This is a genomic window from Microbacterium aurantiacum (genome assembly GCF_021654035.1).
GTDB classification, from domain to species: domain Bacteria; phylum Actinomycetota; class Actinomycetes; order Actinomycetales; family Microbacteriaceae; genus Microbacterium; species Microbacterium aurantiacum.
The window spans coordinates 521455-546346 of sequence record NZ_JAJPDW010000001.1; the positions used below are offsets into that span (position 1 = coordinate 521455).

Here is a 24892-nt window from a genome sequence, read left to right on the forward strand (position 1 = left end):
CCCCCATGCCCGAAACACTGTTCATCGACGGACGCTGGGTGTCCGCCGCAGCCGGCGGAACCCGCGAGATCCATTGCCCGGCCGACGGGACCCTCGTCGCGGTGGTCGACGAGGCGGACGAGACGGACACCGTTCGCGCGATCGCCGCGGCCCGCGCCGCCTTCGACCGCGGGGAGTGGGCGGACACGCCCATGCCCGAGCGCGGTGCGTTCCTGCTCCGCGTCGCTGAAACGCTTCGCGAGCGCAAGGAGGAGTTCGCCGAGGCCGAGTCGCGTGACACCGGCAAGCGCATCGTCGAGTCGCGCATCGACATGGACGACATCGCCGCGTGCTTCGAGTACTACGGGCGCCTGGCGGGGAACGACGCGGGCCGTGTCGTCGACGCCGGCTCCGCCGACGTGCTGAGCCGCGTCGTCTACGAACCGGTCGGTGTCTGCGCCCTCATCACGCCGTGGAACTACCCGCTCCTGCAGGCGGCATGGAAGATCGCGCCGGCGCTCGCCGCGGGCAACTCGATCGTGCTCAAGCCCGCGGAGTTGACCCCGCACACCGCCATCCTCATGATGCGGGTGCTGGAGGGCGCCGGCCTGCCGCGCGGCGTCGCGAACCTCATCCTCGGCTCCGGCGCGTCGGCGGGCGGACCGCTCTCCACCCACGACGACGTCGACATGGTCTCCTTCACTGGAGGGCTCGTGACGGGCCGGATCATCGCCGCGAACGCCGCAGCCACCGTGAAGAAGGTCGCTCTGGAGCTCGGCGGCAAGAATCCGAACGTCATATTCGCGGATGCCGACTTCGACGCAGCCGTCGACAACGCGCTGAACGCCGCGTTCGTGCATTCGGGGCAGGTGTGCTCGGCGGGAGCGCGGCTCATCGTCGAGGCATCCATCGCCGAGCGCTTCGTGGACGAACTCGTCCGGCGCGCCGAGGGCATCCGTCTCGGCGGTCCCTTCGACGATGCGGCGGAGACCGGTCCGCTCATCTCGGCCGCGCACCGCGACAAGGTGACCGCCTACGTCGAGAAGGGTGTCGAGGAGGGGGCTCGCGTGCGCTGCGGCGGACGCTGGGGCGAGGGCGATCTCGCCGACGGCTTCTACTACCTCCCCACGGTCCTCGACCGGGTCACGCGGGGGATGTCGGTCGTACGCGACGAGGCCTTCGGTCCTGTTGTGACGGTGGAGACCTTCGAGACCGAGGACGAGGCCGTCGCGACGGCGAACGACACCGTCTACGGTCTCGCCGGTGCTGTCTGGTCGCAGGATGCCGGCCGGGTGCAGCGCATCGCCGGGCGCCTTCGCCACGGCACGATCTGGATCAACGACTACCACCCCTACCTGCCGCAGGCGGAGTGGGGCGGATTCAAGCAGTCCGGCTTCGGACGCGAGCTCGGCCCCACGGGCCTCGCAGAGTACCAGGAAGCCAAGCACATCTACCAGAACCTCCGTCCGGCCGTGACCGGCTGGTTCGCGAACCGCTGACGAAAGGATCCCGTCATGGAGACCACGCACACCTTCGATTACGTCGTCGTCGGCGGCGGCTCTGCCGGCGCCGCCGTCGCGGCCCGCCTGAGCGAAGACCCGACCGTGACGGTCGGACTGCTCGAGGCCGGTCCGACGGATGTCGACACGGATGTCGTCCTCACGCTCTCGCGGTGGATGGAGCTGCTCGAGTCCGGCTACGACTGGGACTACCCCGTCGAGCCGCAGGAGAACGGCAACTCCTTCATGCGTCACGCCCGCGCCAAGGTGCTGGGCGGATGCTCGTCGCACAACTCGTGCATCGCGTTCTGGGCGCCGCGCGAGGACCTCGACGAGTGGGCGCAGAAGCACGGCGCCGAGGGCTGGGACGCCGACAGCACCTTCCCCCTCTTCCAGCGCCTCGAGACCAACGAGGACGACGGCGACCACCACGGCCACGACGGGCCTGTGCACCTGATGACCGCCCCCTCGACCGACCCGTCGGGTGCGGCCCTCCTCGCCGCGTGCGAGCAGGCGGGCATCCCGAACGTCCGGTTCAACACCGGGGAGACAGTGGTCAACGGGGCCGGGGTCTTCCAGGTGAACCGTCAGCCCGACGGCACGCGCGCGTCGTCGTCGGTGTCGTACCTGCATCCGATCCTCGATCGGGAGAACCTCACGATCCTCACTGATGCGCACGTGCGGGAGCTGGAATTCGACGGCGACCGCTGCGTCGGCGTGCAATACGTCGACAACGCCTTCGGCCGCCCGAACCGTATCGCCGCCACGCGTGAGGTGATCGTCTCGGCCGGGGCGATCAACACCCCGCAGCTCCTGATGCTCTCGGGCATCGGCCCGCGCGAGCATCTCGAAGAGCACGGCATCGAGGTGCGGGTGGACGCGCCCGGCGTCGGCGCGAACCTGCAGGACCACCCCGAGGGGGTCGTGCAGTGGGAGGCGAAGAAGCCGATGCCGCGCGAGTCGGTGCAGTGGTGGGAGATCGGTGTCTTCACCCCGACCGAGGAGGGCCTCGATCGCCCCGACCTGATGATGCACTACGGCTCGGTCCCGTTCGACATGCACACCTACCGTGCGGGATACCCGACGGCGGAGGAGGTGTTCTGCCTCACGCCGAACGTCACCCACGCCCGGTCGCGCGGGACGGTGCGGCTGCGTTCGCGGGACTACCGCGACAAGCCGATGGTCGACCCGCGGTACTTCACCGACCCCGAGGGTCACGACATGCGCGTCATGATCGCCGGTATCCGAAAGGCGCGCGAGATCGTCGCCCAGCCGGCGATGGCGGAGTGGGTCGAGCGCGAGCTCGCTCCGGGAGCGGATGCCGTCACCGACGAGCAGCTCGCCGACTATATCCGACGCACGCACAACACCGTCTACCACCCGGTGGGGACGGCGCGAATGGGCGCGATCGACGACGCGATGTCGCCGGTCGATCCGCAGCTGCGGGTGAAGGGCGTGACCGGCCTCCGGGTCGCCGACGCCTCGGTGATGCCGGAGATCACGACGGTGAACCCCAACATCACCGTGATGATGATCGGCGAGAAGTGCGCCGACCTCATCCGCGGCGCGTGACCGGTTAGCATTCCCGCATGACGACCCCGACACCGATCACCGACGTCTCGATCGGCGGAGACGGCATCCGCCTCGGTCAGTTCCTCAAGTTCGCGGGCCTGCTCGACTCGGGCGGCGACGTGAAAGAGGCGATCATCGACGGTTACGTCACCGTCAACGGTGAGATCGATCGTCGCCGGGGCCGGCAGTTGCAGCTCGGCGACGTCGTGGAGTTCGAGGCTCGCCGCGTCCGCGTCTGCGCCTGAGGGGTCACGTCGACCCGGTGCACGTTCCCGCCTTCACCGTCGTGGCGGCGGGAACATCGTGCGTCACCGCCGGGTTGTGCTCGCGGGACCACGACCCGCGAAGGACCACGCATGAGCACCATCTCCCTGACGCACCGGGATGTCGACCTCCTCGACAACCCGAGCTGGCACGCGTTGACCGGCCCGCACGCCCCGTTCGCGATCGGCGGCGATCTCGTCCGCCGCTATCCGCCTGAGGTGGCACCCTTCGTCGCGGCGCGGAGCTGGGACGACCCACGCGTGTGGGACGCGCTGGCAGAACTCGTCGGACCGGATGCCGAGGTCGGCCTGTCCGGCACCGACGACCCGCCGCCCCCGGGGTGGGAGATCCTCGGTCACGGTGCGGGGGTTCAGATGGTGGAGACGGACGTTCTGGCGACGCGGCCCTTCGAGGAGGCGATCGAGCTCGGAGCGGATGATGTCCCCGAGATGCTCGCCCTCGTCGAGCGCAACCAGCCCGGACCCTTCCGCCCGCGCACGCACGAGCTCGGCCGCTACATCGGCATCCGTCGGGAGGGAAAGCTGATCGCGATGGCCGGCGAGCGCCTGCACCCCGAGGGATGGACCGAGATCAGCGCGGTCGCGACGGATCCCGAATTCCGCGGGCAGGGCCTCGCGTCGCGTCTCGTGCTCGACGTCGCGTTCCACATCCAACAGCGCGGCGACCGCGCGCTTCTCCACGCGGCCGCGTCGAATACGGGCGCGATCGCCGTCTACGAGCGGCTCGGCTTCGTTCTGCGTCGCCACACCACGTTCTCGGCAGTCCGCACGCCCGCGATCTGAGCCGGAACCGCGCTCAGTCCTCCCGGTCGGCGTCCTCGAGCTCGTCGTCCTCGTAGACGGCGAGGACGTTGCCGGCCGGGTCGCGGAACCACGCGATGTCGGGTCCGCGGTCCGTGGCCCGGACGATCCCGCGGCTGTCCGAGGGGAACTCGTCGTCGCCGTAGATCTTCGTGACGACTCCTCGCGCGTTGAGGTCGTCGACGGCGGCGTCGATGTCGCGGACCGGAAAGTTCAGGATCGTGTAGCTCGCGGGTGTGTGGTTCGGCTTGGCGTACACGAGCATGTCGGCACCCGAGTCCAGATGGAGCTCGAGAAAGCCCATGACGTTGTCCGAGACGTCGAGGCCGAGCACGTCGCCGTAGAAGTGACGCGCCGCCTCGATGTCATCGACGGAGAACCCCGCGAACGCGCGGTCGGTGGTGAACATGACTCCTCCTTCGAGCGGGCGAGTGTCGGAGATCAGCATCCTCCTGCCGGGATGCCGAGTCCACCCCTTCGTCTCGCGTGCCGGCGCTCAGCGGTCGCGGATCGGCATCCGGAGCGAATCCGGACGCGTCGTCCGCGACTCCGAGGAGGGCCGATGCGCGTCGCGCGAGCCACTCCTCTCCGGGGCCGGTCGTTCGCACGCGCGCCGATGCCGCGGTCGAGTCCCACGCGACGGCGATCGTTCCCGGACCCTCCGGGGTGAGGGTCGACCGCACGAAGCGGCCCGAGGCGAGACGGACCGTGGGATCGCCCGGGAGCATCGCGAGCGGGGCGAGCACGAGCCCGAGGTCCACCTCCCCGGTCTCGAGCGACGTCTCTCGCATACGCGGAACTGTAGACCGGCGGCGCGCCTGACCGGTCATCGAGTCCGGATCAGGCCAGCCCTCGACGTTCGGGGATCAGGTCGATCGAGGCGATCGCGGAGAGGACGCGGGCCATCGCGCGCGCAGGCTCGGTGAAGAGCGCGTCGTGGACGCGGGCGGTCGTCAGCCGCATCGCTTCGTCGGGGGTGAGCCCGAACCAGTCGCTGACGATCCGGTTCCCGTGCGGAGTGACCCGCCACAGTTTGTCGGCGTCTTTCACCACGGCGTCCGACGCGCTCTCCGCAGTGAGTCGGGAATCGTGCCCGTCGATGATCGCGACCACGCTCCCGATGATGTCGGAGTCTCGCCCGAGCGCGGTCAGGACCTCCGTCGCGATCCGCGCTCCCTCGACCTCGTGCTGACGTACGAGGTCCGGCCGGCCGCCGCCGGGGGCGATCGCTTCGAGAATCAGCGCGTCCGGCACCGTCGACCACCCGGTGTCGTGCAGGAGGATCGCCGGCAGCACCACCTCGGGTTCGGCATCCGGGACGAGCGGAAGCAGCGCCCGTGCGATCCCGTACGCGTAAAGGGTGTGGCTGTCGTTGTTGCGGACAGCGAGGTGCGGCGCTGCGAGCGCCCAGACCTCGGCGTCCGCGTCGCGCAGTGCGACGACGCCGGGTACGTCGGATGCCGGAGGGATGTGCGCGCGGATGTCGCGGCCCAGGCGTGTCGAGGTCGGCGAGCTCATGGCGACACCCTCGCAGGCGCTCGCCGCGTAAGACAACTATGCTTCCACTCATCGGAAGCGACGCGGCTTCCGGCGGAGGAGGCGTCATGGCCGGCGGAGTGAGCACTCCGGGAGAAACGGTGGCGGGCAGGACTCTGGCGATCCTGGCGGTGTTCGAGAAGAGCCTCGCGCCCCGAAGCCTGACGGAGATCAGCGAGGAGACCGGGATTCCGCTGAGCACGACCCATCGCCTCCTCGCCGAACTCGAGGCGTGGGGCGCGCTGCAGCGCGATGACAACGGGCGCTACCAGATCGGCCTGCGCCTGTGGGAGCTGGGCCAGCACGCGGGCCGGCAGGTCCGCGACATCGCCCGACCTCTCCTGCAGGACTTGTACAGCCTGACGCAGGAGACCGTGCACATCGCCGTGCGCGAGCACACCGATGCGCTCTACATCGACCGGGTCTACGGCACTCGGCGTGTGCCGCAGGCCTCGCGGGTGGGTGGGCGTCTGCCGTTGCACGCGACGGCGGTCGGGAAGGTGCTCCTCGCGCACGAGGAATCATGGGTGCGCGAGGCCGTCCTCGCGCAGCCGCTGGAGAGCCGGACGCCGAAGACCCACGTCGACCCGGATGCGCTCCGGATCGAGCTGGATGTCATCCGAGCGCGCGGCTACGCGCTGACCGTCGATGAGGTGCGGCTCGGGTCCGCATCGATCGCCGTGCCCGTCTTCCAGTACGACGGCAGCATCGGGGCCGCGCTCGGGCTCGTGACCTCCGCTGAGACCGCCGCCGGTCTCGAGCGGCATCTCCCGGCGCTCCGGGGTATCGCCCATCGCATCCAGAACAGTGTCGGGCCGTTCCCGCTCCGGACCCTCGTGCCGTCCCGCTCGTCGCGCTCCGCGGAAGTTGCTTCCGCTCAGCGGAAGGATGCTATCGCGCCCGACACCCGCGGACGTTGAATGTCACTGCCGCGTCCGACGTGGCGCCCCAGCCCGGACAACGAAGGAGTCGTCATGGTGGCCCAACCCACCGATCTGCATGATGCAGACACTCAGGATGCCGCCGCCGCAGCTGCCTGCCCGGTGGACCACACCGCCTTCACGGGCGCCGGCGCCGGCGACTCCGCGCACCACGGGTACGAGCCGTTCGACATGACCGATCCGTTCCCCGCCTACGAGCGCCTCCGCAGCGAGGAGCCCGTGATGTACGACGAGCGCATCGGCTACTGGGTCGTGACGCGCTGGGCCGATGTCCGCGCGGTCTTCGACGACTGGGAGACGTTCTCGAGTGAGAACGCGCAGGCGCCCGTCCGCGAACGCGGCGCCGAGGCGACCCGCATCATGAAGGAGGGCGGGTTCACGGCGTACTCCGGTCTCTCGGCACGCATCCCCCCGGACCACACCCGCATCCGCGCGATCGCCCAGCGCGCCTTCACGCCGCGGCGCTTCAAGGCTCTCGAGCCGACGATCCGCGAGAACACGCGCACCGCGCTGCAGCGCATGCTCGAGAGCCCGGATCGGCAGGGTGACGTCCTTCATGACATCGCCTTCGACATCCCCACGATCACGATCCTCACGCTGCTCGGTGTCGACCCGGCGATGGTGCCGACCTACAAGCGGTGGTCGGACTCGCGCGGAGCGATGACGTGGGGCGACCTCAGCGACGAGCAGCAGGTTCCGCATGCGCACAACCTCGTCGAGTACTGGCAGGAGTGCCAGCGCCTCGTCGTCGAGGCCCACCAGCGCGGCGGCGACAGCCTCATCGCCGACCTCGTCGAAGCGCAGGGCGCGGGCGCAGAGATCACCGATCACGAGATCGCCTCGCTCTGCTACAGCCTTCTGTTCGCGGGCCACGAGACCACGACGACACTGATCGCGAACTCGATCCGCGTCCTCCTGTCGCATCGTGAGGCGTGGGAGGCGATCGTCGCCGATCCGTCGCGCATCCCGTCGGCGATCGACGAGGTGCTCCGCTACAGCGGCTCGATCGTGGCGTGGCGCCGCAAGGCCCTCCGCGACGCCGAGATCGGGGGAGTGAAGATCCCCGAGGGCGCCGGCATCCTGCTCGTGATGGGGTCGGCCAACCGCGACGAGGAGGTGTTCGCGCACCCCGAGGTGTTCGACATCGCCCGCACCGACGCGCGCAACCACATGTCGTTCGGCTACGGCATCCACTACTGCCTCGGCAACATGCTTGCCAAGCTCCAAGACCGCATCGTCCTGGAGGAGACCGCGGCGGCCGTGCCGAGCCTGCGCCTGACCGGCGAGCCGATCGCCTTCGGCGAAAACCTCTCCTTCCGCGCACCCACTTCCGTCCCCGTCACCTGGGAGGCCTGAGATGTCCGACGCCACGCCCTCTGCCCGTCTTTTCATCCGATTCTTCGAGGAGACCGGTCCTGCGCCGATCGAGCTCCTCGGCGGCAAGTGCGCCTCGCTCGTCGCGCTCACCACTGCGGGGATGCCGGTCCCTCCCGGTTTCGCGATCACGACCGACGCCTACACCGCCTTCATCGAGCACTCCGGGATCGCCGATGACATCCACGCCCTCCTCGGGTCGATCGACCCCGATGACGTCGCGTCCATCGACCGGGTGTCGGCGCAGATCCGAGAAGAGATCCTGAAGCGACCCGTCCCGCGGGAGATCCACGACGAGTTCTCCGAGGCGTACGCCGCGCTGCAGTCGCGCTTCGCGAGCGAGACGCCGGTCGCCGTGCGTTCGTCCGCGACCGCCGAGGATCTGCCCGATGCGAGTTTCGCCGGGCAGCAGGACACCTACCTCTGGCTCACCGGCCGCGACGACGTCGCCGAGCACGTCCGCCGCTGCTGGGCATCGCTGTACACCTCCCGCGCCATCGTTTACCGGCTGCGCGCCGGCATCCCCAACGAGGGGCTGTCGATGGCCGTCGCCGTGCAGAAGATGGTCGACGCGAAGGCCGCCGGCGTCGCGATGACCGTGGACCCCTCGAACGGCGATCGCTCCACGATCGTGATCGATGCGGCCTGGGGCTTGGGAGAGCTCGTCGTGTCGGGGCTGGTGACCCCCGACAACCTGCACGTCGACAAGGTCATGCTGACGGTGTCGGCCGAGCACATCGGCGACAAGCACGTCGAGCTGGTTCCGGATGCCGATGCCCGCGGCATCCGCGAGCGTGAGGTCGAGCCCGAGCGTCGCACGGTGCGATGCCTGACCGACGCCGAGGTGACGGCGGTCGCGGCGATGGCCAAGCGTGCGGAGAAGCACTTCGGCTCGCCGCAGGACATCGAATGGGCGATCGACCGGGGCCTCCCCGAGGGCGAGAACCTGCTCCTCCTGCAGTCGCGGCCCGAAACGGTCTGGGCGTCGAAGACGAGCGAGACGGCACCGACGACCTCCGGGTTCGGTATCGCCAGCATCACCCAGTCGCTCATGGCCCAGATCGGCCGCTGACGTCGCGTCGTCCGTTTCGACGCCCTCCTCTTCCCACCCGAAACCTCCCCGAGCACACACCCGAACGCACGCTGAAAGGACCCGACATGTCACAGGCGACCGCTGTCATCGCCCCCGCGAAGAACGCCTTCCCGAGCCCGTACGAGCAGCCGGCCCCGGCCGGCGCCGAGGGATGGAGGGATCTCTACGCCTACAACCTCGTCTTCCAGGAGAACCGGCGCGAGGCCGAGGAGGCGAAGTTCTGGTTCTGCGACAGCCAGCACTGGCCCACCGTGACCAAGCCCTTCGAGACGATCGGCTTCGAGTTCGCCGTCGGATGTCTCGGTCAGTACAACTCGCGTCAGCTCCTCATCCCGACGGCGAACGGCATCGAGTACCGCATCCACAACGGCTACGTCTTCATGTCGCCCGTCGCGGTCGACCCCGCGGACATCGAGGCCCGTGTGCCGCAGTTCATGGAGCGCGCCGGCCACTACTTCCAGAACTGGGAGAGCCTGCTGGCGAACTGGCACACCAAGCTCAAGGCCACGATCGACGAGCTCGAGTCGATCGAGTTCACGGCGCTCCCCGACGCGATCGCCCTCGAGGACGTGCTCGCGGGGAAGGGCACCGGCCCCGCGACCGAGCTCCTCGCCGACTACGACCGCCTCATCGCGCTGGCCTACCGCGCGTGGCAGTACCACTTCGAGTTCCTGAACCTCGGGTACGTGGCCTACCTCGACCTGTTCATGTTCTGCAAGCAGGTCTTCCCGCGCATCCCCGACCAGGCGATCGCGACGATGGTGCAGGGCGTCGACATGGAGCTGTTCCGCCCCGACGACGAGCTGAAGAACCTCGCGAAGATCGCGGTGCGCGACGGACTCGTGCCCCACTTCGCAGACACATCGGATGCGGCCGTCCTGCTCGCCGCGATCGCCGCCGACCCCGCCGGCGGCGCGTGGACGCAAGCGTGGCAGGGCGCGCAGGACCCGTGGTTCAACTTCACGACCGGCAACGGCTTCTACGCGCACGACGAGTACTGGCGCGATGTTCCCGAGACCCCGCTCGCGTTCATCAAGGGCTACATCGAGCGACTGCAGAACGGCGCCGACATCGACCGGCACGTCGACGAGCTCGTCGCCGAGCGCGACCGCATCACAGGCGAGTACGCCGAGCTGCTGGACGGCGACGCGCTCGACACGTTCCGCGGCAAGCTGGGCTTGGCCCGCACGGTCTACCCGTACGTCGAGAACCACAACTTCCACATCGAGCATTGGACGATGGGCGTGTTCTGGCGGAAGGCCCGGCAGCTGTCGGCCGTGCTGCACGCGCAGGGCTTCTGGCCGCGGGCGAACGACATGTTCTACCTCCGTCGCGACGAGGTGCGCGAGGCGCTGTTCGACTACGTGAACGCGTGGATGGTCGGCGCACCTGCGATCGGACCGGACTACTGGCCCGACGAGGTCGAGCGCCGCCGCGGGATCGTGGACGCGCTGTCGACCGCCCGTCCGCAGCCGGCACTGAACACCCCGCCCGCCGTGATCACCGAGCCCTTCACCCTCATGCTCTGGGGCATCACCGACGACCAGATCCAGAACTGGCTCGGCAAGGGCGACGTGCCCGAGGGGACCCTCAAGGGCATGGCGGCATCTCCCGGCATCGCCGAGGGCCCCGCCCGCGTGATCTCCAGCGCCGATCAGCTCTCCGACGTGCAGGACGGCGAGATCCTCGTCGCTCCCGTGACGGCGCCCAGCTGGGGACCGATCTTCGGCAAGATCCGGGCGACCGTCACCGACATCGGCGGCATGATGAGCCACGCCGCGATCGTCTGTCGCGAATACGGGATGCCGGCGGTCACGGGCACCGGCACCGCGTCGACCGAGATCCGCACCGGGCAGATGCTGCGCGTCGACGGCAACTCCGGCACCGTCACCGTCCTGGACTGAGGCGCGACGATGACCGATACCACGACATCGCCGGGCGGCACGCCTGCGCGCACGGCGCCGCGCACCGTGATCGTCACGGGCGCGGCGGGAGGGCTCGGCCGCGCGTTCGCTGAGGCCTTCGCGCGCCGCGGCGATGTCGTGGTCATCGCCGACATCGACGGGGCAGGGGCCGAGCGTGCGGCCGCCGAGCTCTCCGCCGACGGACTCGCGGTCGTCGGGACGCGCGTGGACGTGACGGATGCCGACTCGTCGGCCTCGCTCGCGGCCCTGGCCGCGGCATCCGGTCGCGGCGGGATCGACGTCGTCGTGAACAACGCGGCGATCTATGCGACCCTCACCCGGTCGGCTTTCGAAGACATCGACGAGGACGAGTGGGACCGCGTCATGGCTGTGAACCTCAAGGGGCCGTGGCAGATCGCCCGCGCATGCTCGCCACACCTGAACCAGGACGGCCGCATCGTGAACGTGTCCTCCGCCACGGTCATGAGCGGGTCCGCCCAGTGGGCCCACTACGTCGCCTCGAAGGCCGGCGTCATCGGCCTCACCCGCGTGCTCGCGAAAGAGCTGGGCACGCGGGGGATCACCGTCAACGCGGTGGCCCCGGGCTTCACGCTCACCGAGGCGAGCCACGCGCTCATCGAGGATGCCGGGTCGTACGGCATCGAGCGTGGGGCGATCAAGCGGCCGATCCAGCCCGACGACATCGTCGGCGCGGTCCTCTTCCTCGCCGGCCCCGACGCCGCGTTCGTCACGGGACAGACGCTCGTCGTCGACGGCGGCCGGCAGTTCATCTAGACCTTCCAAGGAGCAGCAATGAGCACAGTCGTCTACACCGCCGACGACGGCAGCGTCACGACGATCGAGGGGCGCCCCGGTGACTCCGTGATGGAGACCGCCGTGCGCAACGGGGTTCCCGGCATCGTCGGCGAATGCGGCGGGAGCCTGTCGTGCGCCACGTGCCACGTCTTCGTCGCGCCCGAGACCCTGGACCTCGTCGGAGGCCCCGGCGATCTGGAGGACGAGATGCTCGACGGCACCGCGGTGGATCGCCGCGATAACTCGCGGCTGTCGTGCCAGATCACGCTCGCCGACGGGTGCGAGTACCACGTCACGACTCCGAGCGGGCAGCTCTGATGGAGACCACGCTCATCGTCGGCGCGTGCCAGGCGGGCGTGCAGCTCGCCGCCACGCTGCGCGATCTCGGCGACACCGACCCGATCATCATGATCGGTGAGGAGGCTCACCGCCCGTACCAGCGCCCGCCGCTGTCGAAGGGCTGGCTCAAGGGCGAGCTCGAGCCTGACGACGTCGTCCTGCGCACCCGGCAGTGGTTCGCCGACCGCGAGATCGCGCTGATCGCGGGGGACCGGGTCGTCACGATCCATCGGGAGTCGAACGGCACCGGGATCGCCCAGACGCTCGGCGGCCGGCAGATCGCGTTCACCCGCCTGGCCCTCACGACCGGTGCCGCCGTGCGGCGCCTCGCCCTTCCCGGCACCGACTACCGGGGCGTGCACTACCTGCGGGACGCGGATGACGCGATCGCGCTCGGCCCGGCGCTCGCCGAGCCCGGTGCCGAGCGCGTCGTCGTGATCGGCGGAGGCTTCATCGGGCTCGAGGCGGCATCGGCGGCCCGTCAGCTCGGCAAGCACGTGACGATCGTCGAGGGCACCGGTCGCCTGATCGGCCGAGTCGTCGCCGAGCCCACGAGCGACTTCTACCTCGCCGCCCACCGCCGCCGCGGGACCGAGGTGCTCCTCGGCGCGCGACTCGCGCGCATCCTCGGGGAGGACGCCTCCGCCGCAGGTCGCCGTGGTTCGGTCACCGGGGTCGAACTCGAGGACGGACGTGTGATCCCCGCCGACCTCGTCGTGATCGGGATCGGGGTGCTTCCGCGCGTCGAGCTCGCGGTGCAGCTCGGACTCGAGGTCGCCGGCGGCATCGTCGTCGACGAGGCGTGCCGCACCTCGGACGGGCGCACCGTCGCGGCCGGCGACTGCGCGATCATGCCGAACCCGTACCCCGCCGGGGTCGGCGGCATGGTCCGCATCGAAAGTGTCAACAACGCGCTCGAGCAGGCGAAGGTCGCCGCGGCCACCCTGCTCGGACGCGATGCCGCGTATGTGAGCGTGCCGTGGTTCTGGTCCGATCAGGCCGACCTCAAGCTGCAGATCGCCGGCCTCTCCACGGGCTACGACGACGTCGTGGTCCGTGGGGATCCGGATGCCGAGAAGTTCGCCGTCCTGTACTACCGCGACGGGCGTCTGATCGCCGCCGACTGCGTCAACCAGCCCGCCGAGTTCCTCGCGATCAAACAGGCGCTCGCCAAGGGCAAGACCATCCCCCCGCTCGCCGCCGTCGACACCGGCGTGCCGCTCAAGCAATCCGTCGTCGACGCCCCCGTGGCGCTCGCATCCTGAGGTGAGACCATGACCGTCCAGACCACGCATCCCGTCGACATCTCGCCGATCCACGCCGACGAGCGGGACCGCGACCTCGATCCCATCTGGCGCGCGATCGTCGCGGAGTCCCGCACGCGCGCGAACGACATCCATCTGCCGATCTCGTTCGCGTTCGCCGAGCGACTGTGCGACGCGTACCCGGATGCCGACGCCCTCGTCGTCCGCGTCGCGATCCTCCTGCACGACACCGGGTGGGCCCGGGTCGACGAGACCCGCATCCTGAGCGAGGGATTCACCGGCGACTGGCGGAAGGCCGACGTGCGGTACGAGCACGAGCGACACGGGTGCGACATCGCGCGCGAGGTGCTTCCTCCCCTCGGCTACGACGAGGGGTTCGTGACGCGCGTGACCGACATCATCGACGGGCACGACACCCGCCCCGAGTCGCATTCGCTCGAAGACAGCCTCGTTCGCGATGCGGATCGCCTGTGGCGGTTCACCCCCGCGGGCATCGCGCTCGCGTCGGGCTGGTTCGGCCTGACCCCGGCGGAGTACTGCCGGCGCCTCCGCTCGGAGATCGTGCCGGAGCTCCTCACCGAGGCCGCCGTGCAGATGGCCGAGGCCGAGCTCGCGCGCTCCGAGGTGCTGCTCAAGACGGAGCAGCTGTCGTGAGCACGGTGGTGGATGTCCAAGGCGCCGTCGGCGCGATGCGGGAACGGCACCGCGCCGCGGCGGCCGACGTCCCGTACACCGACGTCCGCACCCTTCGGATCGGCAGAGACGAGGTCACGTCGACCGGCCCCGCTTCACCCGTGATCGATCCGGCGACAGGGGAGCAGTGGGGGTCGGTGCCCGAGGCGACCGCCGACGAAGTGGATTCCGCCGTCCGCGCCGCACGCGCGGCCTTTCCTGCGTGGGCGGCGCTCGCGCCGACCGCCCGCGCCGACGCGCTTCGGCGCATGGCGGACGCGATCGAGCGCCGGGCCGAGCCCCTCGCGCTCACCAACACGCTCGAGAACGGCTCGCCGATCGCCGAGACCTCCGGTGCGGCCGGGAATGCGGCATCCATTTTGCGGGTGTTCGCAGGGATGGCCGGGTTCCTGGAAGAACCCGACATCCGACCCTTCCCCGGCGGGGCCAACGAGACCCTCGTGGCGCGTGACCCGATCGGAGTGTGCGCGCTCATCGCACCATGGAACTTTCCGATCAACCTCGTCGTGATCAAGCTCGCGCCCGCGCTTCTCGCCGGGTGCGCTGTGGTGATCAAGCCCGCGTCGCCCACGCCGCTGTCGGTGCGCTTCCTGCTGGACGCCGCCGACGAGGCCGGCATCCCGCCCGGCGTGATCAATCTCGTGACCGGGGGTGCCGCGACCGGCGACGCGCTCGTGCGGCATCCCGACGTCGACAAGGTGGCCTTCACCGGGTCGACGCCCGTGGGCCGGAAGATCGCCGCCGCGTGCGGCGAGCTGCTGCGTCCGGTCACGCTCGAGCTCGGCGGCAAGTCGGCGGCGATCGTGCTGCCGGATGCCGACCTCGACGCGATGTCGGCGGTGCTGCTGCGCAGCTGCATCCGCAACACGGGCCAGACCTGTTACATCTCGACGCGCCTCATCGCGACGCCCGAGCGCTACGACGACCTCGTCGAGATGGTGACCGGGGTCGTGGGCGGGGCGGTGCTCGGCGATCCGCTCGACCCCGCGACGGTGTTCGGCCCGGTCGCGACCGCCGCGCAGCGCGACGGCGTGCGTGCGCTGATCCGCGCCGGTGTCGCCGAGGGCGCGCGGGTCACGGTCGGCGGCGACGTCGCGCCGCCGTTGCCGGGCGGTTCGTTCGTCGCGCCCACGGTGTTCGCGGACGTGCGTCCGGACATGCGCATCGCGCAGGAGGAGGTCTTCGGACCGGTCGTGACGATCCTGCGCGCCGCCGACGTCGACGACGCGGTCGCGGTCGCCAACAGCACGCGGTTCGGGCTCGGCGGCATCGTGTTCGGCGCCGACGAGGAGGCCGCGCTGCGGGTCGCGCGGCGCGTGGACACCGGGTCGATCGGCATCAACTTCTTCGCCTCGAACCATCACGCGCCGTTCGGCGGCCGACACGACTCCGGGCTCGGGCTCGAGTACGGCATCGAGGGACTCTCGGCCTACCTGGCTCCGCAGTCGGTGCACCGCGCGATCAGACGCGGCCCGTGAGGATCAGGTTCCAGTAGACCCAGGGGAGGATGTGCCGGTCGGCGATCCATGACAGCCGGCTCTCGCGGTACATCCCGCGGAAGAACGGGATCGTGGGCTTCTGCGCACCGTGGTCGTCGAACTCCGCCCACACGACACTCGATCGCGACACCGTGAACGGGCACACGCCGTAGCCGTCGTAGCGAGCGGATGCCTGACGGCCCGCGAGGACGGCGGCGACGTTCTCCGCGACCGCCCAGGTCTGCTTGCGCAGGGCGCCGCCGCACTTGGAGTTCGAGCTCGCCGCTGCGTCGCCGATCGCCCAGACGTCGGGGAAGCGCGGATGCCGGAGCGTCTCGGGGTCGACCTCGACGAAGCCGCCGTCGTCGCCCTCCGCCGGCAGCGCGGAGGCTTTCAGCCAGTCGGGAGCGGACTGCGGAGGCTCGACGTTGAGGACGTCGAAGGCGAGCTCCTCGCGACCACCGGGGCCCTCGAGGGTCACCGTCTGCGTTTCGCCGTCGACCGCGGCGAGCGTGGTCGAGGTGCGCAGCTCGATGCCGTACTCGGCGATCTTTCGCTCGAGCTCGGCGTCGAAGGGGGCGAGGAAGACCGAGTGCGTCGGCACGACGAGGACCACGCGGATGGCGTCGAGCACACCGCGGGCGCGCCAGTAATCGCAGGCCTGGTACATCGGCTTCTGGCCGGCGCCGGCGCACGACGCGGGTCCATCGGGCTGGACGAAGACCACCGTGCCGGAGGTGACGTCGCGCAGGAGACGGGAGGTCTTCTTCGCGAGGTCGAAGCGGTAGTGCGACGACACCGCGGGGGTGTCGAGGGCGGCGGTGAGACCGGGGATGCGATCCCAGTCCAGCTGGATGCCGGGGGAGACGATGAGCTGGTCGTACTCCACGCGCGTGCCGTCGCTGAGGCTCACGGCGTGGTCCTCGGGGTGGACCTCGGCGACGGCATCCCGGATCCAGCGGACGCCCGGAGGAATGACGGAGCGCTGCGCCCGCACGGTCTCGCTGGCGCGCGCGGTGCCGCCGGCGACATGGGAGAACAGGGGCTTGTAGTGGTGGGCCCCGCGCGGCTCGATGATCGCGATGTCGGTCACCCCGCGTCGTCGCAGACGCGCGGCGACGGACACGCCGCCGTTGCCGCCGCCGATCACCACCACGCGATGGCGGATCGGGGTGACGGGGGCGACCGCGTCGCTCACGACGTGGGTTCCGAGTCGGAGAACTCGCCGTCGGCGATCGCGTCGGCGTATTTGCGGATGTCCGGGCCGGGCTCGTAATCGATGAAGCGATCCTTCAGCAGGCCGTTCAGCTCGGCGAAAGCATCGTCCGACGACAGCCCGGGCTTCTCGGCGACGGCCTGAACGGCCTCCTGCAGGACGCGATCGGCGTCGTCGAGGATCTTCTTGCGAGCGGGCTCGTTCCAGGTGACGTCTGAGATGTCCATGGGCACACGCTAGGGCGGCGCACCTGAGGGGAGCGGGGGCTTGCGTCCGCGCGCGGGAGGGCGCATGATGCCAGGCCCGTCGGCAGGGAGATATCCGACCCTACTCGCGCCGCGGATGCGACCACATCCTGTGTTGACATATCTATCGACGAGCGGATGGCTAGATGTATCACTCGAATGTCGTAGGTGTGTTCTAGTGTTCGGGTATGGATGGTTCAGGGCTCGAGGGCATCGCGGAAGCGATGAGGGCGGTGGTCGCGGCGGGCGGTGGCCGGCCGGTGACGGCGTTGTCGCCGGGGGCGTTGCTGGGCCTGGTGGAGGCGTTCGGGGCGTTGAAGCGTCACGTGGATGCGGGGCTCGCGCCGGTGGCCGCGGAGGTGGCGCGGCAGTCGCGGCGGGAGTTGGGGTCGGATTCCCTGGCGCGGAAGGCGGGGTTCTCCTCCGCTGCGGCGTTGGTGGCGACCACGGTCGGAACGAGCGTGGGGGAAGCGGTGCGGTGGGCGCAGGTCGGGGAAGCGACCGCACCCCGCATCGCCCTGACCGGGGAGGAGCTTCCCGCGTCGCATCCGCATGTGGCCCGCGCGGTTGCGGACGGTGTCCTCGGGATGACGGGGGCTGCGGCGATCACCGCCCTCCTGGACCGTGTCGCCCTCCGGGTGGATCCGGAACGGCTCGAGCGGGCGGAGGAGGAGCTGGTGGGGTTGGTGCCGGGTCTCCGTCCGGATCAGCTCGCGAAGCTCCTCGCGCGTGCGGAAGCGCACCTGGACCCCGACGGTGTCGCCCCCCGTCACGAGGACTGTGTCGCGGACCGGTCGTTCACCCTCCAGGAGCGCGACGGGATGCTGCACCTGACCGGGAAGCTGGATGCCGAAACCGGGGCACCGGTGAAAGCCGCGATCGAAGCGATCGTCGGCGGCGTGCTGCGCCGCAACGAACACGCCGACACGGACGGCGGAGAACGAGACCCCCGGTCCGTGAAACAGATCCAAGCGGACGCCCTGGCGGACCTGTGTCGTCACGCGATCGGATGCACCGAAGTCCCCACCGGTCCGCAGGCCACCATCGTGGTCAGGGTGGACCTGGCAGGCCTCGAAGCCGGCACCGGGATGGCCACCATCGACGGGCTCACCGCCCCGATCCCCGCCGGGGCCGTGCGGCGTCTGGCCGCGGACGCGCAGGTCATCCCGTGCGTCCTCGGCGGTGGCAGCGAGATCCTCGACTGGGGACGCACCCGCCGACTGTTCACCCACGCGCAGAAGCTCGCGCTCGTCGAACGGGACGGGGGGTGCGTGTCGTGCGGGGCACCCCCGGCCTGGTGCCATGTCCACCACGTCAACTGGTGGAAACGCGACACCGGCACCACCGATCTCGACAACGGGGTGCTGCTGTGCACCGGATGCCACCACCGCCTCCACGCCGACGGATGGGACATCCACATCGACGGAACCGGCATCCACGCCGCCGTGTGGCTGATCCCGCCACCCTGGATCGACCCCCACCGCACCCCACGCCCCACCGGCACCCGCAGATACACCCTCACCGCCTGAGGCGCGGCAGGGGCGGCTGAGCGCGCCTCGGACGTCAGGCCAGGTACGCGTCGACCAGCAACGGTCCACGGATGCCGCGGAGTGTGTCGATCAGCCGCGTCAGCGTCGCCCGGTTCCACGACGAGACCTGCAGGTCGTGGGGCCCGAGGAGGTCGAGCTTCCCGGTGCGGATGCGCACGACCTCCCACTTCGCCGCGCGGAGCGCCCGGTCCTTCCGGCGGTCGGCATCGGCGCGCCTGCCGACGTGCTCCAGTCCATGCCGACCGGTGCTGTCGTACTCGATCGCGACCCGCAGCTCGGTGAGCACGATGTCGGGCCACACCTCGACGTGGTCGAAGAACGGCCGGGCGACCCGCACCGCGTTCAGTCCGGGAGTCAGGGCCAGCGCGCCGAAGAGATCGGCTCGCATCTGCCCTTCGATCGCGGACGCCGGACGGGGTGCGCACTCGGACACGAAGGGTGTGCCCACGGGCAGTGTGGGGGTTTTCGCGCAGATTCGCTGCGGCGCCTTCGGCTTCCGTGCTCGGAGCACGGCGCGCTGTGCTGTGGCATCCGGCGCGCCGCGGACCCCCGCAACGCCGGGCGAACCCGAACTCGGCACCGTCACCGAGTCGCGCATCGGCAGCGCCGGCGCGGGGCGGGCGCGCTGCGTGCACTCCGGGCACCACGCCGACCGCCGTCGTTCCCGCCCGGGGCGGTGGCGCTGCTCATCGGGGGTCGCAGCGAACGCGTGGCCCGCCTCGCACTGCCACAGCAGCAGCACGTCCGCCGCGGGCGGGATCTGGCTCAGGACGATTCCCGCGTTCAGCTCGGGGTGGTACTGGCGGATCAGCGCGGGGAAGGCCGCCCATGCCTCGCGATAGGTGCCCATCGGATACGGAACCTCGGCACCCTTGGAGAACTGCCGGCGCGCCCACCACAGCTCGACCCGCTCCGCCATGGAGGAAGAGTAGGGCCGGCATCCGACATCACTCGTGTTCGGGAAGCACCGGCGTCGACCAGCCGGGGTCGCGTCCGAGCTGGGTCGCCCGCGCGACGGAGGACGCGCCGAAGCGATCGCGCACCGCGTCGAGGACCGTGTCGAGCCGCGCGCCGTCCTCCCAGTCGAGGGGGAGCTCGGGGGGAGCGGCGTCGGCGCGCTCCAACTGCGAGAACGACACACCGATCAGGGTGATGCCCCGGTCCGCGATCTCGGGGAGCGTGGACTCCATCAGCCCGCGCGCGACGTCGAGCAGGACCCACGTGCGGTCGGTCGGTGAGCGGAGGCTGCGCGAACGGGTCGCCTTCGCGAAGTCGCCGAATCGCAGCCGCAGCACGACGGTGCGGCTGGCGCGGTTGTGCTCGCGCAATCTGCGGCCGAGCCGGTCGATGATCTGGGTGAGGATGAGGTCGAGCTCCTCGGGCGTGCGCGGGCGCGTGCCGAGGGCGCGCTGCGAGCCGATCGACCCGCGTCGCTTTGTAATGTCCACCGGTCGCGGATCGCGCAGCCGCGACAGCGCGTGCAGGTGCGCACCCGCCGCCCTGCCGAGGAGTCGTTCCGCGGTCGCGGCTTCCAGCTCGGCCAGCTCGCCGACGGTGTGGATGCCGAGACCGTGAAGCTTCGCAGCCGTCGCCTTCCCGACGCCCCACAGCCGCTCGACCGGCAGGGGCAGAAGGAACTCCTCCTCGCGATCCGGCTCGACCACGAGGAGACCGTCGGGCTTGCTGACGGCGCTGGCGACCTTCGCGAGGAACTTCGTGCGGGCTACGCCCACCGAGATGGGAAGTCCCGCCTCCGATCGCACCCGCTCGCGCAGCCGCGCGGCGATCTGCGTGGGCGTGCCTGCGATCCGCCGGAGCCCGCCGACCTCGAGGAACGCTTCGTCGATCGACAGACCCTCCACGAGCGGGGTCGTGTCGTGGAAGATCGCGAACACCGCTCGGCTCGCCGCCGAGTACGCCTCCATCCGGGGCGGCACGACCACAGCATCGGGGCACAGCTCCCGTGCCTGCCTCCCGCCCATCGCCGTCCGCACTCCGCGCGCCTTCGCCTCGTAGCTCGCGGCCAACACCACGCCGCCGCCCACGATGACCGGCCTTCCCCGCAGCGCCGGCGCGTCGCGCTGCTCGACCGAGGCGTAGAACGCGTCGAGATCGGCGTGCAGCACCGTCGCCTCGTCCCGCATCCGCTCTCCCTCTCCGTGCCCGGATCGTCCCACGCGCCGGCGACATCGGAACCCGCGGGCCGCGCCCGATGACATCGACCATCGTTCTCAATTGCATGAATACATAGCGATTTGTTTATGCATCGGGCATGATCGACGAGTGATCACGGAACCGGGGCTCGCCGAGGCCGCCCAGCTGTTCAAGGTTCTGGGCAGCGAATCACGGCTCGGTCTTCTGCGCCTGATCGGCGCGGAGCCGCGGACGGTCGGGGTGCTGGTGGAGGCGACGGGAATGTCGCAGCCGCTGGTGTCCCAGCATCTGCGGACGCTCCGTCAGGTCGGACTGGTGACCACCAGCCGCACCGGCAGAGAGGTCACCTACGCCCTGGCCGACCGTCACGTCGCCCACGTGATCGAGGACGCGCTCGCGCACGTCCAAGAACCCCATCCCACCGATCAGCACACGAGGAGCACACCATGAGCACGACAGAGACCCACGCCGAGCACACCGTCGCCGAGCACGCCCACGGTGAGGCCTGCGGGCACGAGACCGTCGCCCACGACGACCACGTCGACTACGTGCACGACGGCCACAAGCACGCGCCGCACGGCGACCACTACGACGAGCACTGAGCTCGGGTCACCCGCGCAGCACCTCGGCGAGGTCTCCGGCGGGGAGGGCGATCCATCCCTCCACCGCGGCGACCTCGCCGAGGTGTTCCGGCACGGGATGCGTCCGTCCACGACGGTGCGCGACCGTGGCGAGCGCGGCGATGAACGCGTCGAACGCGTCCGCGGACCGCGTCATCAGCTCCCGCTGGGGAGCGGTCGTCACGATCGGCGCCGCCGCCGCGAGGACGCGTTCCAGGGCCACGGCCCGCACGCCCGTGTCGACCTTGTACCGCGGCTCGAGCAGGCCCCACACCCGGAGCGACGCCGCCGGGTACACCTCGACGAAGCGTCCCGATCCGGCGCGGTCGACGTCCTCCCCGGCGCGCGCGAACCGGTCCAGCAGCACCGCGCACCGCATCGCCGTCAGGCCCAGGCGGTCGGTCGCGACGCTGAGCGGCCACCGCCCGGTCCTCCGGTGCACCTCCGCATCGGTCCGGCGGTAGGCGAGGGCGCGACGCCCGTCCTTCCCGACCGGCGCCACCGCCGGCATCCGCCCGTCCGCGTGGGCGCTGACGAACTCCACGAAGGCCACCGGCCAGCCGAAGGCGCAGTCGATCCCGACCCCGTCGGCACCGTCCGCGGCGGCGACGATCGCGTCGTCGTCCGCGCCGACGCGCAGGTCGACGAGTCGCAGGATGCTCGGGCCGACCTCGAGCCGGGCGACGGCCGTCGCGGCGGGCTCGGCCGCGAGGTCGACACCCACGCAGATCACCCGCTCACCCTACGACGTACCCACGGGCGACGTCTCCGGCCCGCACACACGGGATCGTCAGTCAACACGCAGACGGTGCTCGACTGCGCTCGCTAACCTCTGTCCATGTCTGCGTCCTCGGCGTCCTTCTACGGCCCTTTCGAGAGGGAGATCCGCGACGACATCGCCCATGCGGAACGCAGCGGCAACGTCTGGAGCCGCTCCATGCGTCGGAGCCGCGCGTTCATCGCCCGGCATCCGCTTCTCCAAGTCGCGTACCGCATCGCGATCGGCGTCGTCGGCACCGCCGTCGCCGTCCTCGGGCTCATCCTCGTGCCTCTTCCCGGGCCCGGCTGGCTGGTCGTCTTCCTCGGGCTCGCGATCCTCGGCACCGAGTTCCACTGGGCCCGCCGCATCTCGCTCTGGGGCAAGCGCATGCTCGAGCGCTTCTGGACGTGGTGGCGCGCGCGCCGCGCCGCACGTCAGGCGCGCTCGACCGGCTGAGGGTTCCGGATGCCGAGGAGCGAGGTGATCGCTCCCGCGAAGAGCAGGGCCGCGGTGGCGATCGCCGCCCGGTGGAACCCGGTCGCATCCAGTGCGCCTCCGACGATCGCCGCCAGCACCGCGACCGCCACGAGCCCCGCGATCCGCGCGACGGCGTTGTTGACGGCGGAGGCGATCCCGGAGCGCTCGGTCGACACGGCGCCGAGGACGGCCGCGGTCAGCGGCGCGACGGTCGCCGACAACCCGAGCCCCATGAGCAGCATGCTCGGCAGCATCTGCCATGGATAGGAGAACGGCTCGCCGACGGTCAGCAGCAGCAGCGCCCCGATCCCCATGACGGCGGGGCCGAGCGTCATGAACCACCGCGGTCCGACCCGACCGCTCCACGTACCGAAGCGAGAGCTCAGCAGGATCATCAGCACCGTCACCGGGAGGCTCGCCAGCCCCGCGAGCGTGGCCGGGAAACCCACCTCCTGCTGCAGGTAGACCACCACGACGAACCCGTTGAGCGACAGTGCCGCGTAGACGAAGAAGGTCGCGACGTTCCCCGCGGTGAAGATGCGCGCGCGGAACAGGTCCAGCGGAAGGATCGGCGCGCGCACGCGCCGCTGACGCAGCACGAAGGCGGTGAACAGCACCACTCCGAGCCCGCCGGGGATCCAGATCGCGGGTGAGGCGGCGCCGAGGTTCGGCTGCTCGATGAGCGCGAAGACGATCCCGGCGAGGCCGAGCGTGCACAGCACCGCCCCGAGGACGTCGATCGCGGCATCCGGTGCCCGGGTGTCGCGGAAATCGCCGCGCGCGAGGAGGACCAGGGTGACCGCGATCGGGACGACGTTGATGAGGAACGCCCACCGCCACGACGCGGTGTCGACGAAGACGCCCCCGATGACGGGGCCGGCGATCATCGCCGTGGTCGTCATGGCCGTCCACAGGCCGATCGCCCGGGCCTGCGCGGGCCCGCGGAAGTGCGCGGTGATCAGGGCGAGCGAGCTCGGGACGAGGAACGCGCCGGCCGCCCCCTGCACGGCCCGCGCGATAATCAGCACCTCCGCGGTCGGCGCGGCGGCGATCGCGACCGACGCGATGCCGAAGCCCCACAGGCCGATGCGGAGCACGAGGGTGCGTCCGAACGCGTCGCTGACCGAACCTGCGACCAGGATGAGCGCGCCGAGGGTGATGAGATAGGCGTCGACCACCCCCTGCTGGGTGGTGAGCCCGCCGCCGAGCTCGTCGCTGATGGCGGGGAGGGCGACGGTGGCGACGGTGGAGTCCAGGAACGCCACGAACGAGCCGAGCACCGCCACGGCGAGCACCGTCCGCTGCGTTCCGGTCATGCGGGCGGCGGAGTCTGTCACGCGCTCACGTTACGCCTCGACACTGTCGGCGTCCCGCGTCAACCCCCGATCCGCGTCGGCCCGGATCGCTATCGTCCCGAACATGAGTGCTTCGAAGGATGCCGCGCGCAAGGCCCAGGACTCCACCGCGTTCCGCGTCGCCGCCCGGGTCGGCTACGTGGTCCTCGGACTCCTCCACCTCGTCATCGGGGCGATCGCCATCTCGATCGCCACGGGAGCCGGTGGCGGCGAGGCCGATCAGAGCGGCGCGATGCAGCAGATCCGGGAGGCCCCCGCCGGGGTCTTCGCCCTGTGGGCGGTGGTCGTGGGGCTCGCGGCGCTCGCTGCCTGGCAGATCGCCGAGGCGCTGCTGGAGCGCGACCCCGACACGAAGAAGGCCTGGGCGCACCGGGTGAAGTACCTCGGCACCGCGGTGACCTACCTCGCGATCGGCTTCACCGCGGCCGTCTTCGCCGCCGGCGGCAGCTCCGACTCGGAGGACTCGGCATCCTCGTTCAGCCAGACGCTCATGGCGGCGCCGGCGGGGGTGTTCCTCGTGGGACTCGTGGGTCTCGTGATCCTCGGTATCGGCGTCGCGTTCGTCTTCCGCGGCGTGACGCGGAAGTTCGAGGAGAACCTCTCCCTCCCCGGGGGAGCCGCACGCAAGGGCATCGTCGCCTTCGGCGTCGCCGGGTATGTGGCCAAGGGCATCGCGATCGGCGTCGCCGGCATCCTGTTCCTCGCCGCGGCGGTCACCCACGACCCGGAAGCCGCCGGCGGCCTGGACGCCGCGCTCAAGGCGCTGGTCGAGCTGCCGTTCGGCCCCGCGGTGCTGTGGGTCGTGGGAGTGGGACTGATCCTCTACGGCCTGTTCTCGATCGCCCGCGCCCGCTACGCGCGCATGTGAGCGACCGCCTACTCGGTGCCGCCCCCGCGGTCAAGGGCGGCGCGAGGGAGGCTACCTGGCCTAATCTGAGCGA

Annotated in this window: 27 protein-coding genes; 18 read left to right on the forward strand and 9 right to left on the reverse strand. The window is 70.6% G+C overall.

The genetic code is table 11. The features are described 5' to 3' along the window. Window positions 1-5 precede the first annotated feature (5 nt). The 4 genes from LTL01_RS02510 to LTL01_RS02525 all read left to right on the forward strand — a co-directional run bounded on the left by LTL01_RS02510 (window position 6) and on the right by LTL01_RS02525 (window position 4117). Window positions 6-1478 (forward strand): aldehyde dehydrogenase family protein, encoded by a 1473-nt coding sequence (locus LTL01_RS02510; RefSeq protein WP_236967278.1) that lies wholly within the window; start codon window positions 6-8, stop codon window positions 1476-1478. 15 nt (window positions 1479-1493) lie between these two features. Continuing rightward, window positions 1494-3050: a GMC family oxidoreductase gene (locus LTL01_RS02515; RefSeq protein WP_236967279.1), complete on the forward strand. Its 1557-nt coding sequence runs from the start codon at window positions 1494-1496 to the stop codon at window positions 3048-3050. 17 nt (window positions 3051-3067) lie between these two features. Next, window positions 3068-3295, forward strand: a complete 228-nt coding sequence (locus LTL01_RS02520) for an RNA-binding S4 domain-containing protein (RefSeq protein ID WP_236967280.1) — start codon at window positions 3068-3070, stop codon at window positions 3293-3295. A 111-nt stretch (window positions 3296-3406) separates the two neighbouring features. Continuing rightward, complete coding sequence (locus LTL01_RS02525; RefSeq protein WP_236967281.1) at window positions 3407-4117, forward strand: GNAT family N-acetyltransferase; 711 nt, start codon at window positions 3407-3409, stop codon at window positions 4115-4117. Window positions 4118-4130: 13 nt separating this feature from the next. Here the strand turns inward: LTL01_RS02525 and LTL01_RS02530 are convergent, their stop codons facing one another. The 3 genes from LTL01_RS02530 to LTL01_RS02540 are packed head-to-tail and all read right to left on the reverse strand — an operon-like array spanning window position 4131 to window position 5653. Beyond that, the gene (locus LTL01_RS02530; RefSeq protein WP_236967282.1) at window positions 4131-4544 is read right to left on the reverse strand and encodes a VOC family protein; all 414 of its coding nucleotides are present in this window, start codon (window positions 4542-4544) and stop codon (window positions 4131-4133) included. Then, complete coding sequence (locus LTL01_RS02535; RefSeq protein WP_236967283.1) at window positions 4501-4926, reverse strand: hypothetical protein; 426 nt, start codon at window positions 4924-4926, stop codon at window positions 4501-4503. The genes LTL01_RS02530 and LTL01_RS02535 overlap by 44 nt, the downstream gene beginning before the upstream one ends. 49 nt (window positions 4927-4975) lie before the next feature. After that, window positions 4976-5653 carry an HD domain-containing protein gene (locus tag LTL01_RS02540; protein ID WP_236967284.1) on the reverse strand — a complete coding sequence of 226 codons (678 nt, stop codon included), beginning with the start codon at window positions 5651-5653 and terminating at the stop codon, window positions 4976-4978. 86 nt (window positions 5654-5739) lie between these two features. On the opposite strand from LTL01_RS02540, the gene LTL01_RS02545 reads away from it, so the two are divergent. The 9 genes from LTL01_RS02545 (at window position 5740) to LTL01_RS02585 (ending at window position 15574) form a co-directional block, all read left to right on the forward strand. After that, on the forward strand, window positions 5740-6591 hold the full coding sequence (locus LTL01_RS02545) for an IclR family transcriptional regulator (protein WP_236967285.1): 852 nt from the start codon (window positions 5740-5742) through the stop codon (window positions 6589-6591). A 54-nt stretch (window positions 6592-6645) separates the two neighbouring features. Continuing rightward, a complete protein-coding gene (locus tag LTL01_RS02550) occupies window positions 6646-7968 on the forward strand; it encodes a cytochrome P450 (RefSeq protein ID WP_236967286.1) in 1323 nt (440 codons plus the stop codon). Between the two features lies 1 nt (window position 7969). Further along, window positions 7970-9058 (forward strand): PEP/pyruvate-binding domain-containing protein, encoded by a 1089-nt coding sequence (locus LTL01_RS02555; RefSeq protein ID WP_236967287.1) that lies wholly within the window; start codon window positions 7970-7972, stop codon window positions 9056-9058. An 86-nt stretch (window positions 9059-9144) separates the two neighbouring features. After that, on the forward strand, window positions 9145-10983 hold the full coding sequence (locus tag LTL01_RS02560; protein ID WP_236967288.1) for a PEP-utilizing enzyme: 1839 nt from the start codon (window positions 9145-9147) through the stop codon (window positions 10981-10983). Between the two features lie 9 nt (window positions 10984-10992). Further along, a complete protein-coding gene (locus LTL01_RS02565) occupies window positions 10993-11778 on the forward strand; it encodes an SDR family NAD(P)-dependent oxidoreductase (protein ID WP_236967289.1) in 786 nt (261 codons plus the stop codon). An 18-nt stretch (window positions 11779-11796) separates the two neighbouring features. Beyond that, complete coding sequence (locus tag LTL01_RS02570) at window positions 11797-12117, forward strand: 2Fe-2S iron-sulfur cluster-binding protein (RefSeq protein ID WP_236967290.1); 321 nt, start codon at window positions 11797-11799, stop codon at window positions 12115-12117. Further along, window positions 12117-13403: an NAD(P)/FAD-dependent oxidoreductase gene (locus tag LTL01_RS02575; protein ID WP_236967291.1), complete on the forward strand. Its 1287-nt coding sequence runs from the start codon at window positions 12117-12119 to the stop codon at window positions 13401-13403. Before LTL01_RS02570 ends, LTL01_RS02575 begins: the two co-directional genes overlap by 1 nt. A gap of 9 nt (window positions 13404-13412) precedes the next feature. Beyond that, window positions 13413-14057 carry an HD domain-containing protein gene (locus LTL01_RS02580; protein ID WP_236967292.1) on the forward strand — a complete coding sequence of 215 codons (645 nt, stop codon included), beginning with the start codon at window positions 13413-13415 and terminating at the stop codon, window positions 14055-14057. Beyond that, on the forward strand, window positions 14054-15574 hold the full coding sequence (locus LTL01_RS02585) for an aldehyde dehydrogenase family protein (protein WP_236967293.1): 1521 nt from the start codon (window positions 14054-14056) through the stop codon (window positions 15572-15574). The genes LTL01_RS02580 and LTL01_RS02585 overlap by 4 nt, the downstream gene beginning before the upstream one ends. Here LTL01_RS02585 and LTL01_RS02590 read toward each other — a convergent pair. Together LTL01_RS02590 and LTL01_RS02595 are read right to left on the reverse strand one after the other, a co-directional pair. Next, a complete protein-coding gene (locus LTL01_RS02590; protein WP_236967294.1) occupies window positions 15558-16772 on the reverse strand; it encodes an NAD(P)/FAD-dependent oxidoreductase in 1215 nt (404 codons plus the stop codon). The genes LTL01_RS02585 and LTL01_RS02590 overlap by 17 nt on opposite strands. After that, a complete protein-coding gene (locus tag LTL01_RS02595) occupies window positions 16769-17017 on the reverse strand; it encodes a hypothetical protein (RefSeq protein WP_053548979.1) in 249 nt (82 codons plus the stop codon). The genes LTL01_RS02590 and LTL01_RS02595 overlap by 4 nt, the downstream gene beginning before the upstream one ends. Window positions 17018-17223: 206 nt before the next feature. Here LTL01_RS02595 and LTL01_RS02600 point away from each other — a divergent pair, with 206 nt between their 5' ends. After that, a complete protein-coding gene (locus LTL01_RS02600; RefSeq protein WP_236967295.1) occupies window positions 17224-18564 on the forward strand; it encodes an HNH endonuclease in 1341 nt (446 codons plus the stop codon). Window positions 18565-18598: 34 nt separating this feature from the next. Here the strand turns inward: LTL01_RS02600 and LTL01_RS02605 are convergent, their stop codons facing one another. Beyond that, window positions 18599-19504, reverse strand: coding sequence for a zinc-ribbon domain-containing protein (locus LTL01_RS02605; protein WP_236967296.1), 906 nt, complete (start codon window positions 19502-19504; stop codon window positions 18599-18601). A gap of 28 nt (window positions 19505-19532) precedes the next feature. Beyond that, window positions 19533-20729, reverse strand: a complete 1197-nt coding sequence (gene dinB, locus LTL01_RS02610; RefSeq protein WP_236967297.1) for a DNA polymerase IV — start codon at window positions 20727-20729, stop codon at window positions 19533-19535. Window positions 20730-20868: 139 nt separating this feature from the next. Between dinB and LTL01_RS02615 the strand changes: the two genes are divergently transcribed. Continuing rightward, complete coding sequence (locus tag LTL01_RS02615; protein WP_156305270.1) at window positions 20869-21189, forward strand: ArsR/SmtB family transcription factor; 321 nt, start codon at window positions 20869-20871, stop codon at window positions 21187-21189. After that, window positions 21186-21341, forward strand: coding sequence for a hypothetical protein (locus tag LTL01_RS02620; protein WP_053548983.1), 156 nt, complete (start codon window positions 21186-21188; stop codon window positions 21339-21341). The genes LTL01_RS02615 and LTL01_RS02620 overlap by 4 nt, the downstream gene beginning before the upstream one ends. 7 nt (window positions 21342-21348) lie before the next feature. On the opposite strand, the gene LTL01_RS02625 is transcribed toward LTL01_RS02620, so the two are convergent. Further along, window positions 21349-22092, reverse strand: a complete 744-nt coding sequence (locus LTL01_RS02625) for a DUF429 domain-containing protein (protein ID WP_236967298.1) — start codon at window positions 22090-22092, stop codon at window positions 21349-21351. A gap of 105 nt (window positions 22093-22197) precedes the next feature. On the opposite strand from LTL01_RS02625, the gene LTL01_RS02630 reads away from it, so the two are divergent. Then, window positions 22198-22575 carry a TIGR02611 family protein gene (locus LTL01_RS02630; RefSeq protein ID WP_236967299.1) on the forward strand — a complete coding sequence of 126 codons (378 nt, stop codon included), beginning with the start codon at window positions 22198-22200 and terminating at the stop codon, window positions 22573-22575. On the opposite strand, the gene LTL01_RS02635 is transcribed toward LTL01_RS02630, so the two are convergent. Continuing rightward, the gene (locus LTL01_RS02635) at window positions 22554-23912 is read right to left on the reverse strand and encodes an MFS transporter (RefSeq protein WP_236967718.1); all 1359 of its coding nucleotides are present in this window, start codon (window positions 23910-23912) and stop codon (window positions 22554-22556) included. The genes LTL01_RS02630 and LTL01_RS02635 overlap by 22 nt on opposite strands. A gap of 103 nt (window positions 23913-24015) precedes the next feature. Here LTL01_RS02635 and LTL01_RS02640 point away from each other — a divergent pair, with 103 nt between their 5' ends. Beyond that, window positions 24016-24819 carry a DUF1206 domain-containing protein gene (locus tag LTL01_RS02640; protein WP_236967300.1) on the forward strand — a complete coding sequence of 268 codons (804 nt, stop codon included), beginning with the start codon at window positions 24016-24018 and terminating at the stop codon, window positions 24817-24819. Window positions 24820-24892 lie beyond the last annotated feature (73 nt).

Excerpts from the sequence above, each read along its gene's own strand:
- LTL01_RS02530 (WP_236967282.1), bottom strand. The coding sequence starts at position 4,544 with ATGTTCACCACCGACCGCGCGTTCGCGGGGTTCTCCGTCGATGACATC.
- LTL01_RS02640 (WP_236967300.1), top strand. The coding sequence starts at position 24,016 with ATGAGTGCTTCGAAGGATGCCGCGCGCAAGGCCCAGGACTCCACCGCG.
- LTL01_RS02555 (WP_236967287.1), top strand. The coding sequence starts at position 7,970 with ATGTCCGACGCCACGCCCTCTGCCCGTCTTTTCATCCGATTCTTCGAG.
- LTL01_RS02550 (WP_236967286.1), top strand. The coding sequence starts at position 6,646 with ATGGTGGCCCAACCCACCGATCTGCATGATGCAGACACTCAGGATGCC.
- LTL01_RS02605 (WP_236967296.1), bottom strand. The coding sequence starts at position 19,504 with ATGGCGGAGCGGGTCGAGCTGTGGTGGGCGCGCCGGCAGTTCTCCAAG.
- LTL01_RS02510 (WP_236967278.1), top strand. The coding sequence starts at position 6 with ATGCCCGAAACACTGTTCATCGACGGACGCTGGGTGTCCGCCGCAGCC.
- LTL01_RS02600 (WP_236967295.1), top strand. The coding sequence starts at position 17,224 with ATGGATGGTTCAGGGCTCGAGGGCATCGCGGAAGCGATGAGGGCGGTG.
- LTL01_RS02635 (WP_236967718.1), bottom strand. The coding sequence starts at position 23,912 with ATGACCGGAACGCAGCGGACGGTGCTCGCCGTGGCGGTGCTCGGCTCG.
- LTL01_RS02620 (WP_053548983.1), top strand. The coding sequence starts at position 21,186 with ATGAGCACGACAGAGACCCACGCCGAGCACACCGTCGCCGAGCACGCC.
- LTL01_RS02565 (WP_236967289.1), top strand. The coding sequence starts at position 10,993 with ATGACCGATACCACGACATCGCCGGGCGGCACGCCTGCGCGCACGGCG.
- LTL01_RS02535 (WP_236967283.1), bottom strand. The coding sequence starts at position 4,926 with ATGCGAGAGACGTCGCTCGAGACCGGGGAGGTGGACCTCGGGCTCGTG.
- LTL01_RS02570 (WP_236967290.1), top strand. The coding sequence starts at position 11,797 with ATGAGCACAGTCGTCTACACCGCCGACGACGGCAGCGTCACGACGATC.
- LTL01_RS02630 (WP_236967299.1), top strand. The coding sequence starts at position 22,198 with ATGTCTGCGTCCTCGGCGTCCTTCTACGGCCCTTTCGAGAGGGAGATC.
- LTL01_RS02515 (WP_236967279.1), top strand. The coding sequence starts at position 1,494 with ATGGAGACCACGCACACCTTCGATTACGTCGTCGTCGGCGGCGGCTCT.
- dinB (WP_236967297.1), bottom strand. The coding sequence starts at position 20,729 with ATGCGGGACGAGGCGACGGTGCTGCACGCCGATCTCGACGCGTTCTAC.
- LTL01_RS02595 (WP_053548979.1), bottom strand. The coding sequence starts at position 17,017 with ATGGACATCTCAGACGTCACCTGGAACGAGCCCGCTCGCAAGAAGATC.
- LTL01_RS02560 (WP_236967288.1), top strand. The coding sequence starts at position 9,145 with ATGTCACAGGCGACCGCTGTCATCGCCCCCGCGAAGAACGCCTTCCCG.
- LTL01_RS02520 (WP_236967280.1), top strand. The coding sequence starts at position 3,068 with ATGACGACCCCGACACCGATCACCGACGTCTCGATCGGCGGAGACGGC.
- LTL01_RS02580 (WP_236967292.1), top strand. The coding sequence starts at position 13,413 with ATGACCGTCCAGACCACGCATCCCGTCGACATCTCGCCGATCCACGCC.
- LTL01_RS02525 (WP_236967281.1), top strand. The coding sequence starts at position 3,407 with ATGAGCACCATCTCCCTGACGCACCGGGATGTCGACCTCCTCGACAAC.
- LTL01_RS02540 (WP_236967284.1), bottom strand. The coding sequence starts at position 5,653 with ATGAGCTCGCCGACCTCGACACGCCTGGGCCGCGACATCCGCGCGCAC.
- LTL01_RS02575 (WP_236967291.1), top strand. The coding sequence starts at position 12,117 with ATGGAGACCACGCTCATCGTCGGCGCGTGCCAGGCGGGCGTGCAGCTC.
- LTL01_RS02545 (WP_236967285.1), top strand. The coding sequence starts at position 5,740 with ATGGCCGGCGGAGTGAGCACTCCGGGAGAAACGGTGGCGGGCAGGACT.